Below are 21240 nucleotides of genomic sequence, written 5' to 3' on the forward strand. Positions count from 1 at the left end.
CCGCCGTGGCGCAGGGCGACCTGTCGCAGAAGATCACCGTTGATGCACGGGGCGAGATCCTGGAGCTGAAGTCGACGGTCAACACGATGGTGGATCAGCTCTCCTCGTTCGCCGACGAGGTGACGCGCGTGGCGCGTGAGGTGGGTTCGGAGGGCAAGCTCGGCGGCCAGGCGCAGGTGCGCGGCGTGTCGGGCACCTGGCGGGACCTGACCGACAACGTCAACGTCATGGCGTCGAACCTGACCGCGCAGGTCCGCAACATCGCGCAGGTCGCGACGGCGGTGGCCCGCGGTGACCTGTCGCAGAAGATCGCGGTGGCGGCGCAGGGCGAGATCCTGGAGCTCAAGGACGTCGTCAACACGATGGTGGACCAGCTGTCCGCGTTCGCCGACGAGGTCACCCGTGTCGCCCGTGAGGTGGGTTCGGAGGGCAAGCTCGGCGGCCAGGCGCAGGTGCCCGCGGTCGCAGGCACCTGGCGCGACCTGACCGACAACGTGAACTTCATGGCGTCGAACCTGACCGGCCAGGTCCGCAACATCGCCCAGGTGACCACGGCCGTGGCCAAGGGCGACCTGTCGCAGAAGATCACCGTCGACGCGCACGGCGAGATCCTGGAGCTGAAGAACACCGTCAACACGATGGTCGACCAGCTCTCCTCGTTCGCCGACGAGGTCACCCGCGTGGCCCGTGAGGTGGGTTCGGAGGGCAAGCTCGGCGGCCAGGCGCAGGTGCGCGGCGTGTCGGGGACCTGGCGGCATCTGACCGAGAACGTCAACCAGCTCGCCTCGACGCTGACCACCCAGCTGCGGGCCATCGCCCAGGTGTCCACGGCGGTGACCCGCGGCGACATGACCCAGCGCATCTCCGTCGAGGCGCAGGGCGAGGTCGCGGAGCTCAAGGACAACATCAACCAGATGATCGTGACGCTGCGCGACACGACGAAGAAGAACGCCGAGCAGGGCTGGCTGGACTCCAACCTGGCCCGAGCCGGTGAGCTGCTGCAGGGCCAGCGGGACCTGGAGCAGGTCTCCCGCATGATCATGTCGGATGTGACGCCGCTGATCGAGGCGCAGATCGGCGCGTTCTTCCTGTCCGAACCCGACGGTGAGGACGTACGGCTGCAGCTCGCGGCCGCCTACGGGTACGCGGGCGGTGGCAGCTCGGCGCACTACGCCGCCGGTGAGGGCCTGGTCGGCCAGGCGGCCGTGGACCGGCGCACCATCCGGGTCGGATCGGGGCGCACCAAGATGACGGTGCGCTCGGGCATCGCCGACACGAAGGTCTCCGACCTGATCCTGGTGCCGATCGTGTTCGAGGGCGAGGCGCTGGGCGTCATCGAGTTCGGCAGCGTCACCCCGTTCTCCGAGCTGCACCTGGACTTCCTGGACCGGCTCGCGGGCACGCTGGGCATCGCGCTGAACACGATCCTGGCCAACCGGCGCACCGAGGAGCTGCTGGCCCAGTCGCAGCGGCTGGCGCAGGAGCTGCGCGACCGCTCGGTGGAGCTGCAGCGCACCAACAACGAGCTGGAGGAGAAGGCGGCCCAGCTGTCGGAGCAGAACCGCAACATCGAGATCAAGAACCGGGAGATCGAGCTGGCGCGCCTCGGTCTGGAGGACAAGGCGCGGCAGCTGTCGGCGGCTTCGCAGTACAAGTCGGAGTTCCTGGCCAACATGAGCCACGAGCTGCGTACGCCGCTGAACTCGCTGCTGCTGCTGTCGCGGCTGCTGGCCGACAACACGGAGGCGAACCTCACCCCGAAGCAGATCGACTTCGCGCGGACCATCCACAGTGCCGGGTCGGACCTGCTGGCGCTGATCGACGACATCCTGGACCTGTCGAAGATCGAGGCCGGGCGGATGGACGTCGAGCCGGGCGAGGTGCGGTTCCAGGACATCTGCGACTACGTGGAGCAGGCGTTCCGGCCGCAGGCCGAGGAGAAGCGCCTGGAGCTGGACCTGACCCTGTCCGGGCAGCTGCCCGCCGGCATGATCACCGACGCGCAGCGCCTGCAGCAGATCCTGCGCAACCTGCTGTCGAACGCGGTCAAGTTCACCGACTCGGGCACCGTGCACCTGGAGATCGGGCCAGCGCCGGCCGACCTGGTGTTCGAGGAGCCGTCGCTGAGCCAGTCCGGTGAGGTGGTGATGTTCGCTGTCCACGACACCGGGATCGGCATCTCGGCCAGCAAGCTGGCGCTGATCTTCGACGAGTTCCAGCAGGCCGACGGGACGACCAGCCGCAAGTACGGCGGCACCGGCCTGGGCCTGTCGATCAGCCGCGAGCTGGCGCGGCTGCTCGGCGGCACGATCACCGTCACCTCCGCGCCGGGGCAGGGTTCGACGTTCACGCTGTACCTGCCCGGGATGCTGACCGGGCCGACGACCGCGCCGACGATGCCGCTGGTGCCGGTGCCGGCGGGGGTGGGCGCCCCGGTCGGGGCGGTGCCGGTGAGCCCGACGGCGCAGGCGCACTACGCGACGCCGGTGTCCCGGCCGATCATCAGCCGGCCCGCCACCGACGCGCTCGGCGACGAGGTGTCGTCCACCCTGGACGGCGCGCGCGTGCTGATCGTCGACGACGACGTGCGCAACGTCTTCGCCCTGGCCAGCGCTCTGGAGCACCACGGCATGCAGGTGCTGTACGCCGACAACGGCAACGACGGCATCCAGTTGCTGGCCGAGCACCCGGACATCGACATCGTGCTGATGGATGCCATGATGCCCGAGCAGGACGGCTACGAGACGACCCGGATCATCCGCCGCAACCCGCACCTGACGGCGCTGCCGGTGGTGTTCCTGACCGCCAAGGCGATGCCGGGCGACCGCGAGGCGGCCCTGGGCGCGGGCGCCAGCGACTACATCACCAAGCCGGTCGATCTGGACGAACTACTGCGTTTGATGGCGCGCTGGATCGGGCAGCAGGAGGACAAACCGTGAGCGGGCTCGGTGATGCCGCCGACGAGCGCAGCGAGGAGACGGCATGAGCGAGCTGTGCGAGCGAGTCAGTGGGCTCGGTGATGCCGCCGACGAGCGCAGCGAGGAGGCGGCATGAGCGAGGTCGAGGCGGGGTTTTTGACGGCGAAGGTGCTCCTGGTCGATGACCGGCAGGACAACCTGATCGCGTTGGAGGCGATGCTGCAGGGGCTGCCGGTGGAGCCGGTCGCGGTCGGCAGCGGCGAGGCGGCGCTCAAGCGGCTGCTGGTCGAGGACTTCGCGGTGATCCTGATGGACGCGCAGATGCCGGGCCTGGACGGGTTCGAGACGGCGGGGCACATCAAGCGCCGGGAACGCACCCGGCACATCCCGATCATCTTCCTGACCGCGGCCGACCGCGACGCCCGGCTGGCGCTGCGCGGGTATGCCGCGGGCGCGGTCGACTACCTCACCAAGCCGTTCGATCCGTGGGTGCTGCGGGCGAAGGTGGCGATCTTCGTGGACCTGTGGGTGAAGACGCAGCAGCTGCGCCAGCAGGCCCAGCAGTGGGCCCGGCTGTCGGGGGCCGCCCATGACGCGGTGCGGCTGCTGGAGGAGCCGGGCCTGGACAACGTCGAACGGGCCCGCGAGGCGCTGCGCGCCGCCCTGCCGCACGACCCCGAGCCGCTGACCCGCCGCGCCCGCTGACCCGCTCCCGCACGATCGTCGGACTTGCCCGGCGGTCGTGTGTGTCTTGAGCGCGTATTCGCCCACCTGCCTGGCAAGTCCGACGATCATCGCGGGTGGGCGCGGGCAGGTCAGCCGGCGGAGACCTCCAGGGCGAGCAGGCACGCCTCGTCGTCGCGTTCCGGTGGGGTGAGCTGCCACAGGCCTGCCGTGCCGTCCTTGCGGTTGGCGCCGGCGACCCGGGTCGCGAACTCGGCCAGCGGGTCGCGTTTGCGTTTGTGCAGCACCCCGTCGGTGAACGACACGAAGCTGTCGCCGGGCTGCAGGCGCAGCGTGTGGGTGTCGAAGCGCTGGCCGTCGAGCAGGCCGAGCAGCGGCCCGGCCGGGTCGTCGACGACGGTCGCGGCGCCGTCGCGGACCAGCAGCGGCTGAAGGTGGCCCGCCGACGCCCAGCGCAGGGTCCGGTCGGCGGGCTGGTAGTGCCCGATGAGCAGGCTGGACAGCGGCCCGTCGGGCGCCGCCATCAGCATGCCGTTGACGATGCGCAGGATCTCGGCGGGTGCGGTGCCGGCCGCGCCGAGGGTCACCACCGGGAACCGCAGCCGCACCACCGCGGCGGCGGCGACCAGACCGGTGCCGAACGCGTCGCCGATGACGAACAGCAGCGAGCCGTCGTCGAGCCGTTCGGCGTCGCAGAAGTCGCCGCGCAGCTGCGTACGCGGTGCGGTGGCGGCGTAGTGGCGGCCGGTGACCTCCGCGCCGGTCGTGTGCAGCACCAGGTCGCGGCCGGGGTAGAGCAGCCGGGTGAGGTTGGCGGTCAGCGACTGCTCGGCGGCGAGCTGGATCTGCCGGGCCGCCGACACGGTCTCGCTGCGGGTCCAGCGGTCCTCGGCGGCGTGCTGCTCGCTGACGTCGTGCAGCACCAGCCGGATCAGCCGGATGTCGTCGCCGGCGAGGTCGGCTTCGGCGAACACGCGTACCGGCACCACGCCGTGGGTGGTGTGCAGCCGCAGCAGGGCCAGGTCGGGCCGGCCCTGGGCGAGTCCGGCGAGCAGTTCGCGCAGCAGGCCGCGGTCGGCGGCGGCGAAGAACGAGCCGAACTTGTCCAGTGTGGTCGGGCCGTGCGCCTGGTCGCGGCCGACGAGCCCGTACAGGCCGGGGGACCAGACCGCGTCGCCGGCCTGCAGGTCCCATTCGGCCCAGCCGGAGCGGCTCAGCGTCTCCAGGCGTGCCATGCGGGCGTCGTTGCTGACGGTCGCGTCGATGCGTTCCCAGGAGGCGAGCAGGGCGTCACCGACGCGGGCGGCGCGGCGGTTGAGGATGACGCGGCGGGGCCGGCCGTTGACGAGGGCGTCCTCGACGACGGCCTGGCGGGCGAAGGGCACGTCGTCGGTGAGCAGTGCGACGTAGGCGTCGAAGACGCCGTTGACGCGCAGCCGGGGGTAGACGTCGAGCAGCAGCCGGCCGATGGTGTCGCCGTCGGAGGCGCGTACCGCGGGTCCGGCGGCGGCGATGACGAAGTCGGTGACCGTGCCGTGCTCGTCGCGCACCGGGGTGAGCAGGTGGCCGAGGCCGCCCATCACGTCGAGGGCGCCGGCCAGCCATACCGGCAGGGACGCCGCCCTGGTGCCGGCGGTGGGCCACAGCCGCCGGACGGCCCGGCCGGTCCCGGCGGCGAGCCGGTCCAGATAGGCGAGGTCGGTGGCGGTGAACTCGCGGGCCTCGGCCCAGATCAGCGACAGCACGCCGACGACGTGGCCGCCGACGGCCAGCGGGTAGACGGCGCGGGCGGGGCCGGGGCCGATCAGCACGAAGTCGTGCGGTCGCAGGCCGTCGAGCAGTAGGGGCCGGCCGGTGCGCACCGCGGCGCCGACGGTGGTGTTCAGGGAGCTGGGGGAGCGCTGCCATTCGCTGGCGACCTGCGCGGGCCAGCCGTGGCTGGCGACCAGGCGCACGGCGCCGTCGGTCTCGGCGGAGAACAGCGCGGCGGCCGCGCCGGGCGGGCCGCCGAGCCCGATGGTGACCAGCGCGTCGGCGAGGGCCGCGAAGTCGTGGGCGGCGTCGAGCGCGGCCAGGCATTTGCGCAGCACCCGGGCCTGGTCCTGGGGCAGGGTGTGGTCGGGGTCGTCGGCCAGGCCGACGACGGTGCGCAGCTCGGCGGGGCTGTGGCCGGGCAGGTCCAGGGCCGGGGCGGTGGGTGTGGGCGGGTCCTGGGCCTCGGCGGTGTCGGGCACGGTCGCGCCGACGAGGTCGGCGGCCAGGTCGACGACGCTGATGTTGCGCTGCTGGGACATCGCCGACAGGCGGCCGAACGCGGTCTCCGGGTCGCAGCCGTGACGCTCCGCGAGCAGGCCTTTGGCCTGTTCGATGAGGCCGCGGGTGCGCATCGCCCGGCGCAGGCCGGCGAGTTCGGCCTCCAGCCGCTGTACGCGGGAGACCCAGTCTGCCTCTGCGGGCCGAGGCGAGCTTTGCCGTGCCATGATTCGTACTCTGCCCATCGCGATCCGCGCCGAAACGGTGATCCCAGCATTGTCCGGCAGGAGCGGGACCGCTGGGACGGCGGGTGTGCGAACCGGGCCGGGCGTGCGTTAATGGAACTGTCTCAGGTGGCGGAGGGAGCGGGATGGACCGGGGTTTCGGCGTCGAACGGGTCGTGGACGCGGACCGCATCGTGGTCAGAGTCCGTGGCGAGATCGACCTGATGACCGCGGGCAGCCTGCGTGACGAGCTGTGCGACGCGGTCAAGCAGTCCCCTGAGGTGGTCGTGGACCTGCAGGGGGTGGGTTTCCTCGACTCGACCGGGGTGCGGGCGCTGTTCGACGCGTACCGGTCGGCCAACGAGCTCGGCCACCGGTTCTACGTGACCGGCGCCCGGCAGTGGGTGGCCAAGGTGCTCGACGTGACCGGTGTCGGCAAGCTGCTGGCCCCGCCCGCCTGAGCCGCGCCCCGCCCATCCAGACGTTTTTGACTTTTCTCGCCGGGGCAGGCTTGGCCGCCGTGCCGGAGGGGCACGTGAGGAGTATGTCCATGCTGGTGTGCCAGGTGCGGCGGCAGCAGCCCTTCGCGGTCGTCGCGATGGCCGGAACTCTCGACCAGGACACGCTCATCCAGGCCGGGGTCACGCTGGCCGACTGCCTGGCCGCGCAGCCGGAGGCGGTCGTGCTCGACCTGGCCGACACGCGGTGTGCCGACGAGCGGCTGGTGCCGTGGCTGCACCGGGCCGCGGTCAGCGCCACCCGCTGGCCCGGCATCCCGATCATGGTCGCGTCGCCGCCGTGCCCGGTGCCGGTGGCGCACCCGGGCCTGGCCGTGTACGACGACGTCGGCCTGGCCGAGAAGGCCGCCGAGGCGCTGCCGGTCAGCCCGCGCCGGTCGGTGACGCTGCCGCCCACGCCGGCCAGCTGCGCGCGTGCCCGTGACCTGGCGCAGCGTGCCTGCGCGGCGTTCGGGCTGCCGCGGCTGGGGCAGCTGGCGCAGCTGCTCGCGTCCGAGCTGGCCGCGAACGTGGTCACGCATGCGCGTACCGACATGGAGCTGACGCTGCGGCGCGCGGGCGAGGGGGTGATCGTGGCGGTCCGCGACGGCGATCCGCGGCTGCCGCACGAGCCCGGCCCGGAGGACCGGGGCGCGGGCCTGGAGCTGGTGTCAGCGATGGCCACCGATTGGGGCAGCCTGCTGACCAGCGGCGGAAAGGTCGTGTGGGCGCTGGCGTCGGTGGCCGAGCCGCGGCGCGCCGCGGTCGCCTGAGGGGCCTTGCGGCGTATAGTGGGAGTCCTGCCGTAGGCAACGGCAGAGCGCGGCCGGGGTGACCGGGCCGCGTACGGAGCTCTAGCAGCAGGGCGCCGGAACCCGCCAGATGAAGCCTGCCGGCCCGTGCGGTGCACGGGTGACGCGCGCAGGCGATGGCAGGTACAAACGATGCGAACCGTTACCGTTTCGTCCCCGAAGTCCGCCGTGAGCGCCGTCGAGGTGCTGGCGAGGTTCGAGGACGCTTTGCTGCTGCTGCACCGCCTGCCCGACGGCGACACCGGGCGTGGCAGGCTCCGTGACGAGATCATCTGCGGGTGCGCGCCGGTGGCGCGCCGCCTGGCGATGCGGTTCCGGAACCGGGGCGAGGACGTCGAGGATCTCGTCCAGGTCGCCACGATCGGTCTGATCAAGGCCGTGGACCGGTTCGAGCCCGAGCGCGGGGTGCCGTTCGCCAACTACGTCATGCCGACGATGCTGGGCGAGATCAAGCGCTACTTCCGGGACCGGACCTGGACCCTGCACGTGCAGCGGTCCCTGCAGGAGCTGCACCTGGCGGTGTGCCGGGCGATCCCGGAACTGAGCCAGTCCCTGCAGCGCACGCCGAGCGCCGAGGACATCGCCGTGCACCTGGGCGTCAGCGAGCAGGAGGTGCTGCGCGGCATGCAGTGCGCCGCGGCGTACACGGCCAGCTCGCTCAACGCGCCCGCGACCGGCGACGACGGCGACGGCGAGCTCCAGGACCTGCTGGGCGAGAACGACGACACCCTGGAGGCGCTGCCCGAGCGGGAGGCGCTGCGGCAGGCGATCGACACCCTGCCCGAGCGGGACCAGCGCATCCTGCGGATGCGGTTCGTCGACAACCTGACCCAGTCGGAGATCGCCGAACAGGTCGGCGTCTCCCAGATGCACGTCTCGCGGCTGCTGGCGCGGGCTTTCCAGGCCTTGCGGGAGGAGCTGACCGCCACCGACGCCGGATGACGGCCGGGACCGCCTCAGCCTGCGGGCTGAGGCGGTCCCGTGGTGCCCGCGTCGTGCGGCCACTCCTCGGGCAGGTCACGGTCGGGCGGCTGCGGGGTGCCCTCGGCCGGCTCGGGCAGCGGCTCCAGTTCCGGAGGCGGCTCGAAGTCCTCGGCGGGCGGGGTGAACCTGGGTTCGCTCATATCCACCCTGCTTACCCCACACCGCCTCGGCTCACACCCGGATCACATGCGCTCGGGGGCCTCGATGCCGAGCAGGGCCAGGCCCTGCGCGATGACCCGGGCGGTCAGGTCGCACAGCAGCAGCCGGCTGTCCCGCACCGCGCCCTCGGCCTTGAGGACCGGGCAGGTGTCGTAGAACGCGGTGTACGCGCCGGCCAGGTTCTGCAGGTAGCCGGCGAGCCGGTGGAACTGCAGCGTCTCGGCGGCGTCGGCGACGACCGCGGCGAAGCCCAGCAGCTCCATCGCCAGCGCCCGCTCGGCGGGCGAGCCGAGCAGCACCGTGGCGGCGCGGTCCGGGCTCACCGCGCCCCTGCGGAAGATCGAGTTGATCCGGGCGTGGGTGTACTGCAGGTACGCGCCGGTGTCGCCGGAGAACGACAGCATCCGGTCCCAGTTGAAGCTGTAGTCCTTGATCCGGTCGCTGGACAGGTCGACGTACTTGATCGCGCCGATGCCGACCATGCGCGCGACCTCGGCCTGGGTGCCGGCGTCCAGGTCCGGGTTCTTCTCCGCGACGATCGCCGCGGCCCGGGTCACCGCCTCGTCGAGCAGGTCGACGAGTTTGACGGTGTCCCCGGCCCGGGAGGCGAGCTTCTTGCCGTCGGCGCCGAGCACCTGCCCGAAGCCGATGTGCTCGGCGCGGGCGGGCGCGGCCAGCCAGCCGGCCTCGCGGGCGGACTGGTACACCATCTCCAGGTGCCGGCTCTGGGGTGAGCCGACGACGTACAGCAGCCGGGTGGCCTTGAGGTCCTGGGTGCGGTGCCGGATCGCGGCCAGGTCGGTGGCGCCGTAGCCGTAGCCGCCGTCGCGTTTGCGCACGATGATCGGCATCGGTTCGCCGTCGCGGCCGGTGAAGCCCTGCGGGAACACGCACAGCGCCCCGTCGCTCTCGCGCAGCAGGCCCAGCCCGTCCAGGGCGTCGACGACGGGGGCGAGCAGGTCGTTGTAGTACGACTCGCCGTAGAAGTGCTCGGCGGTCAGGGTGACGCCGAGCTTGTCGTACACGGCCAGGAAGTACTTCTCGCTCTCGTCGACCAGCAGCCGCCACAGCCGCAGCGTCGTCGGGTCGCCGGACTGCAGCGCCACCACCCGCAGCCGGGACCGCTCGGCGAACGCCGGGTCGGCGTCGAACTTGACCCGCGCCGCCCGGTAGAAGCCGTTGAGGTCGCCGACCGACAGCTCGTGCGCGGCCTCGGTCTCGCCCAGGTCGAGCAGGTGCTCGATGAGCATCCCGAACGGGGTGCCCCAGTCGCCGACGTGGTTGGCGCGCCGGATGTCGTGGCCGAGCCAGTCCAGGGTGCGGGCGGCGGCGTCGCCGATCACGGTGGAGCGCAGGTGCCCGACGTGCATCTCCTTGGCCACGTTCGGCGCCGAGTAGTCGATGATCACGGTCTCCGGCGCGCCCGCGGCCGGCACGCCGAGCCGCTCGTCGCCGCTCATCGCCCCGACCAGCCCCGCCAAAGCGTCGTCGCGCAGCTTCAGGTTGATGAACCCCGGTCCGGAGATCTCCGCGGTGGCGACCAGGTCGGCCAGGTCGGCGCGGCCCAGGGCGTCGGCGGCGATGTCGCGCGGGGCCCGGCCGAGCCGCCGGGCCAGCGGCAGCGCGCCGTCGGCCTGGAAGTCGGCGTGCTGCGAGCGGCGTACCACCGGGTCCACCGGCTCGCCCGCGACCGCCGCGAACGCGGCCGCCAACCGGTCGTTGAGCAGACTCTCCAGATCAGTCACGTGAACTCAGCTCTCTCACAAGAATGGCGGGCAGGGGCGTGCCCGGGCAGCGTCGCGCCAGGCACACCGGGAATGCGGAGAAGGGCAGCGCCGTACGCGGAAACGCGTCAGCGAGCTGCCACGATTCGTCGTCGCTCGATCACGACGACGCGGCCCGGCCGGCGCACGACGACACGGCCACACAGGCCGGCGCACACCACAGCAGGGAACACGCGCACGACCCTACCGGAAAGCAAGGGCACCCTGTTAACCATATGCGTAGCGCAAGGGCGCCTTCTTAACATGGCGGCATGGGCGACGAGGCGCGATACCGGTTCTACGGCGAGCTGGCCCGGTGGTGGCCGCTGATCTCGCCGGTCGAGGAGTACGCCGAGGAGACGGCGTTCGCGGCCGGGCTGCTGGCCTCGGCGTCGATCCCGGTGCGCGAGGTGCTGGAGCTGGGCAGCGGCGGCGGCCACAACGCCGCACACCTGCGCGGGCGGTTCACCATGACGCTGTCGGACCTGTCGCCGGAGATGCTCGACGTGTCGCGGCGGCTGAACCCGGACTGCGAGCACCACGTCGGCGACATGCGCACGCTGCGGCTGGGCCGAACCTTCGACGCGGTGTTCGTGCACGACGCGGTGTCGTACATGACCGGGGAGGACGATCTGCGGCAGGCGATCGCGACGGCGTACGCCCACTGCCGCCCCGGCGGCGTCGCGGTGCTGCTGCCCGACGAGACGGCGCAGACCTGGGCGCCCGGCGCCGGCCACGGCGGCGTCGACGGACCGGACGGTCGCGGCGTGCGCTTCCTGGAATGGTCCTGGGATCCCGACCCCGCCGACACCTGGACCGTCACCGAGTACGCGTTCCTGCTGCGCGAGGCCGACGGCGGCGTGCGCACCGTGCACGAGACGCACCGGACCGGGCTGTTCGCCCGCGAGGTGTGGCTGAAGCTGCTCGCCGAGGCCGGGTTCATCGCCGAACTCGTCGTCGAGCAGACCACCGAGGACCGCACTCCGCGGGACTGCTTCGTCGCCCACCGCCCGGCCTGAGGGCGCCGGGCAATCGGCCGCAGGCGTACACGCGCCCGCGGGGGATCGGATACGGTGACGGCATGCGGCGGCTGTGCACGGCCCGACCGGGCCGGGCGGCCCGGGTGCTGTTGCTGCTCGCCACCCTGGTCGGCCTCGCCGCCATGCACACCCTCGGCCACGGCACGGCGGCCCACGCCGCCATGACGCCTATGCCCGCACACGGGAACATCGCCGCGACGGCGGCTCGGATCGAGCCCGCCGTCGGCACGACGCAGGCCGCAGCAATGATGCAGGCCGCAGCAATGATGCAGGCCGCAGCCATGGCACAGGCTGATCCGGCTGCGGTCGCAGCCGTCGCCGGCGGCGTCTGCGGCGGCGGCCACTGCGCCCGGCTGCACGTGCCGCCCGCCCGGCACACCGCCGGTATGGACTGGTGGGACGTGTGCGTGGCGGTGCTGACCGCCCTCGGGGTGCTGCTGCTGCTGTTCTGGCTGGTGGGTGTGGTGTGCCGCCGCGCCCCCGCCGGGCTGTCCCGGTTGCGCGCGGTCGCGGCCTCGCGCGGGCCGCCCGTGCCCGGACTCGGTCTCACCCTGGCCACGGTGTCGGTGATGCGGCACTAGGACCCTCGGTGCCGCGCCACCGGCGCGGCAGGTCCTGCCGTACACCCTTCTTCCGACACCGAGAGGTCGATTCGATCATGTTCAGGAACATCTCGCTGCGCGCTGCCCTGCTGCCGGCCGCCGCAGCCGTCACCGCCCTCGTCCTGGCCGGCTGCGGCGGCCACTCCGGCATGGACCACGGCTCAGGCACGTCGCCCGGCGCGACCGCGAGCTCGTCGATCGGCGCGTACAACGACGCCGACGTGGCCTTCGCCCAGGCGATGATCCCGCACCACCAGCAGGCGGTGCGCATGGCGCAGCTCGCGCCCACCCGGGCGGCCGACGCCGAGGTCAAGGCGCTGGCCGAGCAGATCAGGGCGGCCCAGGACCCGGAGATCGCCACGATGACCGGCTGGCTGCAGACCTGGCAGCGGCCGACGGCGATGCCCGGTCACGAGAGCGGTCACCAGGGCATGCCCGGCATGATGAGCGACGCCCAGCTCGCCGCGCTGGAGGCCGCGTCGGGCCGGGAGTTCGACCGCATGTTCAGCGAGCTGATGATCGCCCACCACGAGGGCGCGATCACGATGGCGCAGCAGGAGCTCGCCGGCGGCGCGAACCCCGCGGCCAAGGAGCTGGCCCAGCAGATCATCGCGGCCCAGCAGGCCGAGATCGCCACTATGAAGGCACTGCTGGCCCGGCTGTGAACCGGGCACGGGTGTCGTCTGGCGAGGCGGACCCGTGGGAGAGCGACAGCGGCGGTGGTGAGCCGCCGTCCTGACGAACAACGGCCGGTCCGGCCGACGAGTACGGGGGACTCGTCACCGGACCGGCCGGGCCGGCTTCGACGGTCATGTCTCTGCGAGAGAAGTGGGTTTCTCTCCCTGCGGGAACTCGGGCATGCTGAGATCGTGATCAGTGGTCTTCCGTGGACGGTGTTCGCCGAGCAGCACCAGCGTCACATCGTGGTCTACCGCGACCGCCGCCTGGGCGCCTGATGAATGTTCGGTTGCGCTTGCAGGTCATGGGCCCGTTGCGGGTGTGGCGGGGTGGTGTCGAGGTCGATGCCGGTCCGGGGCAGCAGCGGGCCCTGCTGGCTCTGCTGCTGGCGCAGCACGGCCAGCCGGTCGGGCTGGGCGAGCTCGTCGACTTGATCTGGGTGACGGACCCGCCGCCGACCGCGGTGAACATCATCCATAAGTACATCGGTGCACTGCGCCGGGTGCTGGAACCAGACGTCGCGCCGCGGTCACCCGGGTCGTACCTGGCCCGGCAGGGCAACGGGTACCGGCTGGCGGCCGGCCCCGACGTGCTCGACCTGGCGGCGTTCGGCCGGTTCGTCACGGCGGCGAAAGCGGCGGCCGCCGCTGGGCGGACCGGCGAGGCGCTCGACCGGTACGGCGATGCCCTGCAGCTGTGTCACGGCCCGGCGGGCGGCGGCCTGGCGGACAACGCGAAGGCTGCCGCCGTCTTCGCCGGCATCGACGGCCGGTTCGTCGACGCGGCGGTCGATGCCGCCGCTGTCGCGGTGGCCGGAGGCCGTCCGGGAGAGGTGCTCGCGCCGCTGCGGCTGGCGGCGGGAATGTTCCCGCTCCACGAACCCGTGCACGCGGCTCTGATGGCGGCGCTGGCCGGCGCAGATCGCCAGGCCGAAGGACTGGCGGTGTATCAGTCGATCCGTGAACGTCTCGCCGACGAGCTCGGTGTCGACCCGGGACGCGAGCTGAGCGAGGCGTACCTGCGGGTGCTGACCCCGATCGAGGTCACCCCATCTGTGGCGCCGCCCACCGTACCCTCCGCTCCTGTCCCGGCCCAGCTGCCGCCCGATCTTCCGTTGTTCGTGGGACGCCGGCCGGAACTGGCGGTGCTCGACGACCTCGTGGCCGCGACGACCGACCGGACCGGCCCCCTGGTGATCGCGATGGACGGCATGGGCGGGGTGGGCAAGTCGACACTGGCCGCGCACTTCGCGCACCGTGTCGCCGGGCAGTTCACCGACGGTCAACTCTACCTGGACCTGCAGGGCCACGAGGAGGACGGAGAGGGCGTCCCGGTCGTCGAAGCCCTGCGGTCCCTGCTGTACGCGCTGGGGCTGCGCGGTGCCGACGCACCGGAGTCGCTGGAGGCGCTGATGGGCGCCTACCGCAGCCGTACGGCGGGTAAGCGGATCCTGGTGCTGCTGGACAACGTCCGTGACCAGTCGCAGGTCCACCCGCTGCTGCCGGGCTCGGCCGGGAGTCTGGTGCTGGTGACCAGTCGTCTGCCGCAGGTGGGTCTGGCCGTGCTCGGCGGCGCCCGCCTGGTGCGGGTCGACCTGCCGGACCGGCAGGTCGCCCGGGAGATGCTCGAACGGCGGCTCGCGCACGCCGACCGGGTCACCGGTGCCGACACCGAGTCCCTTGACGCGATCGTCGAGCTGTGCGGGCGGCTGCCGCTGGCGCTGGCGATCCTGGGCGCCCGGCTCAGTGCCCGTCCGCGGCTGTCGCTGGCGTCGGTCGCCGAGGAGCTGCGCGACGGCGCCCAGCGGCTGGCGGCGTTTCCGGGCGGGCGGGGGGTGCGTGATCCGCGTACGACGTTCGCGTGGTCGTACCGGCAGCTCAGTCCCGACGCGGCGCGGCTGTTCCGGCTGCTGTCGGTCGCGCTGACCCCCGGCATCACGGCCGAGGCGGCCGCGAGCCTGTCCGGATGGGAGTTGCGGCGCACCTCGCACACTCTGGCGGAGCTGGCCGAGGGCGCGCTGATGACGGAGGACGAACTCGGCCGGTTCAGCTCACACGTCCTGGTCAAGGCGTACGCGGAGGAAGTGTTCCGGGACACCGAACCACCCGCCGTGCGGGCCGCGGCGATCGGCCGGCTCCTGCAGCACTACCTGCACAGTGTCCTGAACGCCCAATCGGAACTGAAGGCCTATCGCGGGATGCCGCCGCCGCCACCCCCGCCGGACGGCGTGGTCGCCGAGCAGCCGGGGTCGATGGGCGAAGCCCATCGGTGGTTCGATCGTCACCGTGACGTTCTGTTCGAGGCGGTTCACGTCGCGGCCGAGGGTGACCACGGTGTCGTCCCTTGGCGGCTGGCCCTGGCCATGCCGCAGTTCCTGGAGGCTGCGGGCATGTTCCGGGACTGGGAGGACGTCGTCCGCACGGCACTGCGCGCCGCCCGCGAACAGGGTGACGCGGTCGGCGAGGCGCACCTGTGCCGGAGCCTCGCCGGTCCGCGCTGGTACTCGGGCGCGTACGACGAAGCCCTCGACCTGCTGCACACCGCGCTGCGGCACTACACCGAGCACGGCATGCGCAACGAGCAGGGCACGGTGCAGAACAACCTCCAGACGGTCTACACCTCGCTCGGCGACCACGAGGTGGCGCTGGAACACGCCCGGGCGGCGGTGGCTCTCGGCCGCCTCCACGGAGAGCGTCACATCGAACTCGGCGGCTATTTAGGTCTAGGTCAGTCGCTCTCCGAGCTTCAGCGGTTCGAGGAGGCGGTACACGCGTCGCGGCAGGCGCTCGCCATCTGCCTCGACATCGACCAGTGGGCCGAGGAAGCGATGACCCGACACATGCTCGCGCAGGGCCTCGCGGGCATGGGCCGAGTCGATGAGGCGATCGAGGAATACACCACAGCGGTCCGGTTGGGCGACGTGGCGGCGCCTGGACCGGTGCAGGTTGCGGTGCACCGGGATCTGTCGAAGCTGCTGCTGTCGACCGGTGACGTGGCAGGCGCGCGGCAGGCGTTCGACCGCGCCGTCGAGCTGATGGGCACCTTCCAGGACGGCGGACCCGAGCGCCTGCGAGCCGACCTCGCGCAGCTCGCAGAACTGCTCGCCCGGCACGGCTAGGACGCCGTCTGGGCGGCCGCGTTACGGGCTCTGCCAAGACTTTCTCGCCATCTGCTGGGCGAGCACGGAAGCTGCGGTAGTTGCTCCGGCGCAGCGAATCGAAGCCGCGGGGCGATGGGCATCGGTTCGCGGGAGCTGAAGGATGCGGTCGCGGTTTCCCTGCCCTCCGGGGAACGCTGTCGGGCTGCGGGTGTGCTGCCCGGCCGTGCCGGGCTGTGCCGTGTGGACCGCGATCGCCAGGTGGGTGATGACCCTGATCCGTGAAAGTCAGTAGGTAGAGGTACTGAATAGCTACTTGACCTCAACTGAACACCTCGGCAGGCATCCGCACAGCTGCGCCACCGTCTCGCCTGGCCGGGCAGCGTTCGGGGCTGCGGGCCTGGGCGCTCGAGGGCTCCGGCGGCGTGCGCGTGCGGCATCCACAATCCGTCAACTCGCGGATTCTAGGGTGTTTCGGTATCGAGCGATTGAACGGAACGTAAGCACCGTCGTCGATTATTGGAGGATTCACGTGCACGAGAAGCAAGATCACCTCTGGCTTTCCCGCCGGGGTCTTATTCGGGCGGTCGGCGCGACTGCCGCCCTCTCCGCCATGAGTGGTTGTTCCCCGGGCGACGAGTCCGGCACCAAAGCCGCAGCGGCCTCCGCTCCGGCCGCGGCGTCGGGCAATAGCGGCAGCATCGGTGCTCGGCTGCAGGGGGTGCAGCACTTCGGGCTGACCGTTCAGAACATGGACCGCGCGTTCGAGTTCTACACGGCGGTTCTCGGTGGCACCGAGGTGATGCGAGATGGCGATTTTCAGGGCCCAGCAATCCACAACACTCTGCTGACGGATCAGGAGATCCTCGCCGCCGAGCGGAATATCAAGCCGACAGAGCTCGGAATTCCCGATCTCCTCAATGGGGCGCAGCGCCTGGACGTCCGCTTTGTCCAGTTCGACAATGTCGTGATCGAGTTGCTGCAGTACCGCGACTCCGACCAGCCGCAGGGCAACGGCGAAAGCTTCGCGGCGCCACGCGACCGCATGAGCCCTGCTTACCCGCGTTCGATGCACATCTGCTTCTACGTCCGTGACGACGTCGATTTCGACGAATTCATTGCCGATCTCGAGGCCGAGAGCGCCCGACGCGGCATGACCCAGGTCAAGGCCAACCGCGTGGTAACCGTTCGCACCGAGAGGCAGCGTCAGGCAGCGCCGCGCAGCTCTAACACCATCAAGATCCGTGAGGGCATGTCGAACGGTTGGTCGTTGATTTACTGCAAGGGGCCCGAGGGAGAACAACTCGAATTTGTCCAGGTGTTGAACCCGGTGAAACAGACCTTCGCGCAGGCGAAGGAGCGCCATTTGGCCAGACCGACCAACTGAGCAGCGGTCTGGTGTGGCCGTCCAGGCTCTCGGCGTGGACTGGGTGCCTGCAGTCGCGGCCACACGTGACAAGTAGGGCGGGTACGGCCACGCCTGGCGGACGCAGACGTTCGTCCGTGTATCCCCGTGACGTCTTCGAGGTGGTCGTACCCGCGTTGCTCTCCTTCACTCGTCTGTCGTTGTCGACCGCACCAGCTCTCCGGCGGATCTGCCCGCCCAGGCGGTCGGGTCGTTGAGGTAGAGGCCGCAGGCGCAGTCGAGGGCTTCTTCCGGGCTGCCGGCGGGCAGTCCGGAGCCCGGGATGCTGTCCTGGTAGGCGTCGATCCAAGCGCTGCCGTGAACCAGGCCGTCGCGGATCGGTGCGGTGATCGACACGCCCGCCGAGAAGAACGTCGACAGGCCTGGCCCGGTGGTGGCGCTACGGCTGGACGTGGCAGATGATCTCGCCGTGCGGGACCGCGAACCAGCCGTCCTCGGCGGCCACCCACTCCCGCCAGCCGTCGGCCATGCGGCGCAGGTCGGCCTCGGTGGCGTAGCCCTGCGCGACGGCCTGCCCGGCCAGCGCCGAGTGCACCACCCGCTCCGCCCACATGCCGCCCCACCAGGCGCGCTCGTCGGGGGAGGCGTAGCACCAGACGCTCGCGGTCGCGGTGACGTCGGTGAACCCGGCCGCCCGCGCCCACGAGTGCAGCCGCCGCCCGGCGTCGGGTTCGCCGCCGTTGCCCCGGGCGATCCGCCGGTACAGCGCCAGCCACTCGTCGAGGGCCGGGATCAGCGGATACCAGGTGAACGCGGCGTAGTCGCCGTCGCGAGCGGCGACGACCCCGCCGGGCCGGCAGACCCGGCCCATCTCGCGCAGCGCGCCGACCGGGTCGGTCAGGTGCTGCAGCACCTGGTGGGCGTGGACCACGTCGAACGAGCCGTCGGGCAGGTCGAGGGCCTGCACGTCGGCGACCAGGAAGTCGACGTTGGCGGTGCCGCGGGCGGCGATCTCGGCGCGGGCCAGCCCGAGCGCGTCCTCGGTCAGTTCCAGGGCGGTGAGCCGGGCCGGGGCGACCGCGTCGGCCAGGTCGGCGGTGATGGTGCCCGGCCCGCAGCCCACGTCCAGGACCGTCCGGCCCGGCCGCAGGTGGGGGAGCAGGTACGCGGCGGAGTTGGCCGCGGTGCGCCAGCGGTGTGACACCAGCACCGTCTCGTGGTGTCCGTGCGTGTACGTCGTCATGGTCGATCCCTCCTACCAGGAGATCCTAGAGATCGATTCCCGGTATATAGGAGAACAATCCCGTATATTGAACATGTTTGGAAAAGGGGCAGGTCAGGGAACGTATGTTCGGTGGGGAACGGGCATCGAATGGGTGCGGCCGATCTCTTCCGCTGGGCGGTCGCCGCGTCGTGCGGCGTCGCGCTGGTGGGTGTGGTGCTGGCCGCCGTCTGGTCCGTACGCGGGATCCTGGTGCTGGTGCTCGTGTCGCTGTTCGTCGCGGTCAGCCTCGACCCGGCAGTCCGCTGGCTGGTCCGCCACCACGTCCACCGCCCGTACGCGGTCACCGTCATCCTGCTCGCCCTGATGCTGCTGCTCGGCCTGCTGATCCTCGGGATCGGGCCGCCGCTGGCACGCCAGGCCGGGCAGCTCACCGCCGACCTGCCCGGCCAGATCCAGGAACTCGACGACCGCTCGCGTGCCTTCCGCGAGCTCAGCGCCCGCTACGGGCTCGGCGACCGGCTCAACGAACTGGCCGCCACGATTCCCGAACGCGTCGGCACCAGCCTGCTCAGCCTGTTCCGCACCTTCCTCGGCGTGCTCGCCGCCGCGCTGACCGTGCTCGTGCTGTCGCTGTACTTCCTCGCGGACATGCCGCGCCTGCGCCGCCGCGTCCAACTGATGGCCCCGGACCGGCAGCGGGAGCGCACCCGCCGCATCGTCGACGTGGTCGTCGACAAGGTCGGCTCGTACATGATCGGAAACCTGCTGATCTCACTGATCGCCGGCGTCGTCGCGTACGTCGGACTGCTGGTGCTGGGCATCCCGTTCGCGCTGCCGCTCGCGCTGATCGTCGCCGTCACCGACCTGATCCCGCTGGTCGGCGCCACCCTGGGGACCGCGGTCTGCGGGCTGGTCGCGGCCATCACGTCCGGGCTGTGGCCCGCCGCCGTCGGCATCGTGATCTGGCTGCTGATCTACCAGCAGATCGAGAACTACGTGATCGTGCCGAAGGTGATGAAGCAGAGCCTGGACATGCCCGCGCTCGCGGTCCTGCTCGCCAGCCTGCTCGGCGCCGGACTGCTCGGCCTGATCGGCGCGCTGATGGCCATCCCGATCGCCGCCACCGTCAAGACGGTGCTGGTCGAGCTGCGCAGACCCCTGCCACCCGAGCACCTTCCCGAGCCCGCCGACGGTTCGGATCCCGGCGATCGGGGTACGCACCCGTGATGCGATCGACGTGGCGGGTCCGGCCACGGCGATCGGCACCGACACCGCAGGAGAACGCCATGTCATCGTCCAGCGCCAGGCAGGTCCCGCAGGGCCCGACGGAGTTCACCCGCCGCGACTGGTGGGGCGTGCTCAAGCGCACCGTCAAGGAATACCAGGACGACAACCTGAGCGACTGGGCCGCCGCGCTGACCTACCGCGCGGTGATGTCGCTGTTCCCGGGCATCCTCGTGCTCGTCGCACTGCTCGGCCTGACCGGCGCCGACACTGCCCGGCGCGCCTCGGCCGAGGTCGGCGCGTACGCGCCCGGCGCCGTACGGGACGTGCTCGACAACGCCCTCACCGAACTGCAGCGCGGCCGCGGCGCCACGGCCGGCCTGGTCGCCGTGCTCGGCGTCCTGCTCGCGCTGTGGTCGGCCTCCAGCTACGTGTCCGGGTTCATGCGCGCCAGCAACGCCATCTACGACGTGCCCGAGGGCAGGCCGATGTGGAAGACGCTGCCGATCCGGCTCGGCGTCACCGTCGTGTGCGCCCTGGCCATCTCCGTCGTCGCCGTCGCGCTCGTCTTCACCGGCCCCGTCGCCGCCCGCACCGGCGAGTTCCTGCACCTGGGCGCCGGTGTCGTGCGCATCTGGGACATCGCGAAATGGCCCCTGGTCATCGCCGTGATCGCGCTGATCTTCGCGCTGCTCTACTGGGCCTCGCCCAACGCCCGGCAGGGCGGCTGGCGCTGGATCTCCCCCGGCAGCGTGCTCGCCGTGCTCATCTGGCTGGCCGCCTCCGCAGGCTTCGCCCTGTACGCGGCGAACTTCGGCTCCTACAACAAGATCTACGGGAGCCTGGCCGGCATCATCGTCTTCCTCATCTGGCTCTGGATCAGCAACGCCGCACTGCTGCTCGGCGCCGAATTCGACGCCGAACTGCACCGCGCCCGCGCCATCGCCGAAGGCCATCCCCCCGCCGAGGAACCCTACGTCGAACTCCGCGATCCACCCGACCCAGCAGAAGGAAGGGCATCTTCTTAACGGCTTCCGGAGCAAGGGCACAACTAGGCGGCACCGTCCACTGCAGCACCCGCCGGGGCGCCGTCGGCAGTGCCTCGAACAGCTCGCTCAGCATCGTGCCGACGTCCGCCACGACGTGGGGCGTGTCGCGGTCAGGTCGCCGGCGTGCGCAACCGGCGCGGATATTCCGGGCGTCGCACAGCCGTCGAAAGGTGGAGCTGGCTGCCGCGATGAACGGTTTCCCGCATGCCGCCGATGTTGCGGGCTGTTCCGGTGTTGTTAACGATGCGTACTCGTTGAACTTCGGCCCCTGCCGACACCGTATTGGGGATATGGCGCGTGCAACTGTCGCGGTGGCGGGTTGGCCTGCAGGTTTCAGTCGACCTGCGGTGGCCGTCTGCTCCGATGGGCAGACGCCTGGGGCGGCAGGTGCGCTCCGGCACTGTGCGGCGAACGTCGCGACGGCGGCTCAGGGAAGTCAGGTCGAAGCTGTCGGCGTCACCCCGCGGGTGACCGCGTGCGGGTCTACCGGGACAGCTGTCCGGAGCGGCCGTGGCCCGCGCGCGGCGGCCGTCGGCGTGAGCGGCCGGTGGTGAGTCGTGGGTATGCAGGTGCCGGATTGGGTGCGGCAGTTCTTCCTGATCGTGACGGGTGAGTCGTGGCCGGAGGCTGATGAGGACCAGTTGCGGGCCTTGGCGCGGTTGTAC

The 21240-nt window shown here is 71.4% G+C and carries 17 protein-coding genes; 12 read left to right on the forward strand and 5 right to left on the reverse strand.

Annotated elements, in window-relative coordinates:
- Both Cco03nite_RS38800 and Cco03nite_RS38805 read left to right on the forward strand, forming a co-directional pair.
- Window positions 1-2939, forward strand: a 2939-nt coding sequence (locus Cco03nite_RS38800; protein WP_203699030.1) for a HAMP domain-containing protein, incomplete at its 5' end; no start/stop codon positions are given.
- A 111-nt stretch (window positions 2940-3050) separates the two neighbouring features.
- A complete protein-coding gene (locus tag Cco03nite_RS38805; protein ID WP_373314434.1) occupies window positions 3051-3623 on the forward strand; it encodes a response regulator in 573 nt (190 codons plus the stop codon).
- A gap of 110 nt (window positions 3624-3733) precedes the next feature.
- Here Cco03nite_RS38805 and Cco03nite_RS38810 read toward each other — a convergent pair whose 3' ends face one another.
- The gene (locus tag Cco03nite_RS38810) at window positions 3734-6082 is read right to left on the reverse strand and encodes a SpoIIE family protein phosphatase (RefSeq protein ID WP_203699031.1); all 2349 of its coding nucleotides are present in this window, start codon (window positions 6080-6082) and stop codon (window positions 3734-3736) included.
- A gap of 143 nt (window positions 6083-6225) precedes the next feature.
- Here Cco03nite_RS38810 and Cco03nite_RS38815 point away from each other — a divergent pair, with 143 nt between their 5' ends.
- The 3 genes from Cco03nite_RS38815 (at window position 6226) to Cco03nite_RS38825 (ending at window position 8330) form a co-directional block, all read left to right on the forward strand.
- On the forward strand, window positions 6226-6540 hold the full coding sequence (locus Cco03nite_RS38815) for an STAS domain-containing protein (RefSeq protein WP_203699032.1): 315 nt from the start codon (window positions 6226-6228) through the stop codon (window positions 6538-6540).
- A gap of 89 nt (window positions 6541-6629) precedes the next feature.
- A complete protein-coding gene (locus Cco03nite_RS38820; RefSeq protein ID WP_203699033.1) occupies window positions 6630-7349 on the forward strand; it encodes an ATP-binding protein in 720 nt (239 codons plus the stop codon).
- 207 nt (window positions 7350-7556) lie between these two features.
- Window positions 7557-8330, forward strand: coding sequence for a SigB/SigF/SigG family RNA polymerase sigma factor (locus tag Cco03nite_RS38825; RefSeq protein WP_239168010.1), 774 nt, complete (start codon window positions 7557-7559; stop codon window positions 8328-8330).
- 14 nt (window positions 8331-8344) lie between these two features.
- Here Cco03nite_RS38825 and Cco03nite_RS38830 read toward each other — a convergent pair whose 3' ends face one another.
- Both Cco03nite_RS38830 and argS read right to left on the reverse strand, forming a co-directional pair.
- A complete protein-coding gene (locus Cco03nite_RS38830) occupies window positions 8345-8512 on the reverse strand; it encodes a hypothetical protein (protein WP_203699035.1) in 168 nt (55 codons plus the stop codon).
- Window positions 8513-8554: 42 nt separating this feature from the next.
- Window positions 8555-10276: an arginine--tRNA ligase gene (argS, locus tag Cco03nite_RS38835; protein WP_203699036.1), complete on the reverse strand. Its 1722-nt coding sequence runs from the start codon at window positions 10274-10276 to the stop codon at window positions 8555-8557.
- 290 nt (window positions 10277-10566) lie between these two features.
- Between argS and Cco03nite_RS38840 the strand changes: the two genes are divergently transcribed.
- The 5 genes from Cco03nite_RS38840 to Cco03nite_RS38860 all read left to right on the forward strand — a co-directional run bounded on the left by Cco03nite_RS38840 (window position 10567) and on the right by Cco03nite_RS38860 (window position 17098).
- Window positions 10567-11313, forward strand: coding sequence for a class I SAM-dependent methyltransferase (locus Cco03nite_RS38840; protein ID WP_203699037.1), 747 nt, complete (start codon window positions 10567-10569; stop codon window positions 11311-11313).
- A 62-nt stretch (window positions 11314-11375) separates the two neighbouring features.
- Window positions 11376-11915, forward strand: a complete 540-nt coding sequence (locus tag Cco03nite_RS38845) for a hypothetical protein (protein ID WP_203699038.1) — start codon at window positions 11376-11378, stop codon at window positions 11913-11915.
- 77 nt (window positions 11916-11992) lie between these two features.
- Window positions 11993-12601, forward strand: coding sequence for a DUF305 domain-containing protein (locus tag Cco03nite_RS38850; protein ID WP_203699039.1), 609 nt, complete (start codon window positions 11993-11995; stop codon window positions 12599-12601).
- A 302-nt stretch (window positions 12602-12903) separates the two neighbouring features.
- Window positions 12904-15732 (forward strand): AfsR/SARP family transcriptional regulator, encoded by a 2829-nt coding sequence (locus tag Cco03nite_RS38855; RefSeq protein WP_239168011.1) that lies wholly within the window; start codon window positions 12904-12906, stop codon window positions 15730-15732.
- Between the two features lie 511 nt (window positions 15733-16243).
- Window positions 16244-17098, forward strand: a complete 855-nt coding sequence (locus tag Cco03nite_RS38860; RefSeq protein ID WP_239168012.1) for a VOC family protein — start codon at window positions 16244-16246, stop codon at window positions 17096-17098.
- A 165-nt stretch (window positions 17099-17263) separates the two neighbouring features.
- Here the strand turns inward: Cco03nite_RS38860 and Cco03nite_RS38865 are convergent, their stop codons facing one another.
- Entirely contained in the window at window positions 17264-17473 is a 210-nt protein-coding gene (locus Cco03nite_RS38865; protein ID WP_203699040.1) for a hypothetical protein, read from the reverse strand.
- A 43-nt stretch (window positions 17474-17516) separates the two neighbouring features.
- Window positions 17517-18320, reverse strand: a complete 804-nt coding sequence (locus tag Cco03nite_RS38870; protein WP_203699041.1) for a methyltransferase domain-containing protein — start codon at window positions 18318-18320, stop codon at window positions 17517-17519.
- A 129-nt stretch (window positions 18321-18449) separates the two neighbouring features.
- Between Cco03nite_RS38870 and Cco03nite_RS38875 the strand changes: the two genes are divergently transcribed.
- The gene (locus tag Cco03nite_RS38875; protein ID WP_203699042.1) at window positions 18450-19529 is read left to right on the forward strand and encodes an AI-2E family transporter; all 1080 of its coding nucleotides are present in this window, start codon (window positions 18450-18452) and stop codon (window positions 19527-19529) included.
- A 59-nt stretch (window positions 19530-19588) separates the two neighbouring features.
- Complete coding sequence (locus Cco03nite_RS38880; protein ID WP_203699043.1) at window positions 19589-20554, forward strand: YihY/virulence factor BrkB family protein; 966 nt, start codon at window positions 19589-19591, stop codon at window positions 20552-20554.
- The last annotated feature ends 686 nt before the right edge of the window (window positions 20555-21240 follow it).

This window comes from Catellatospora coxensis, assembly GCF_016862635.1.
Lineage (GTDB): Bacteria > Actinomycetota > Actinomycetes > Mycobacteriales > Micromonosporaceae > Catellatospora > Catellatospora coxensis.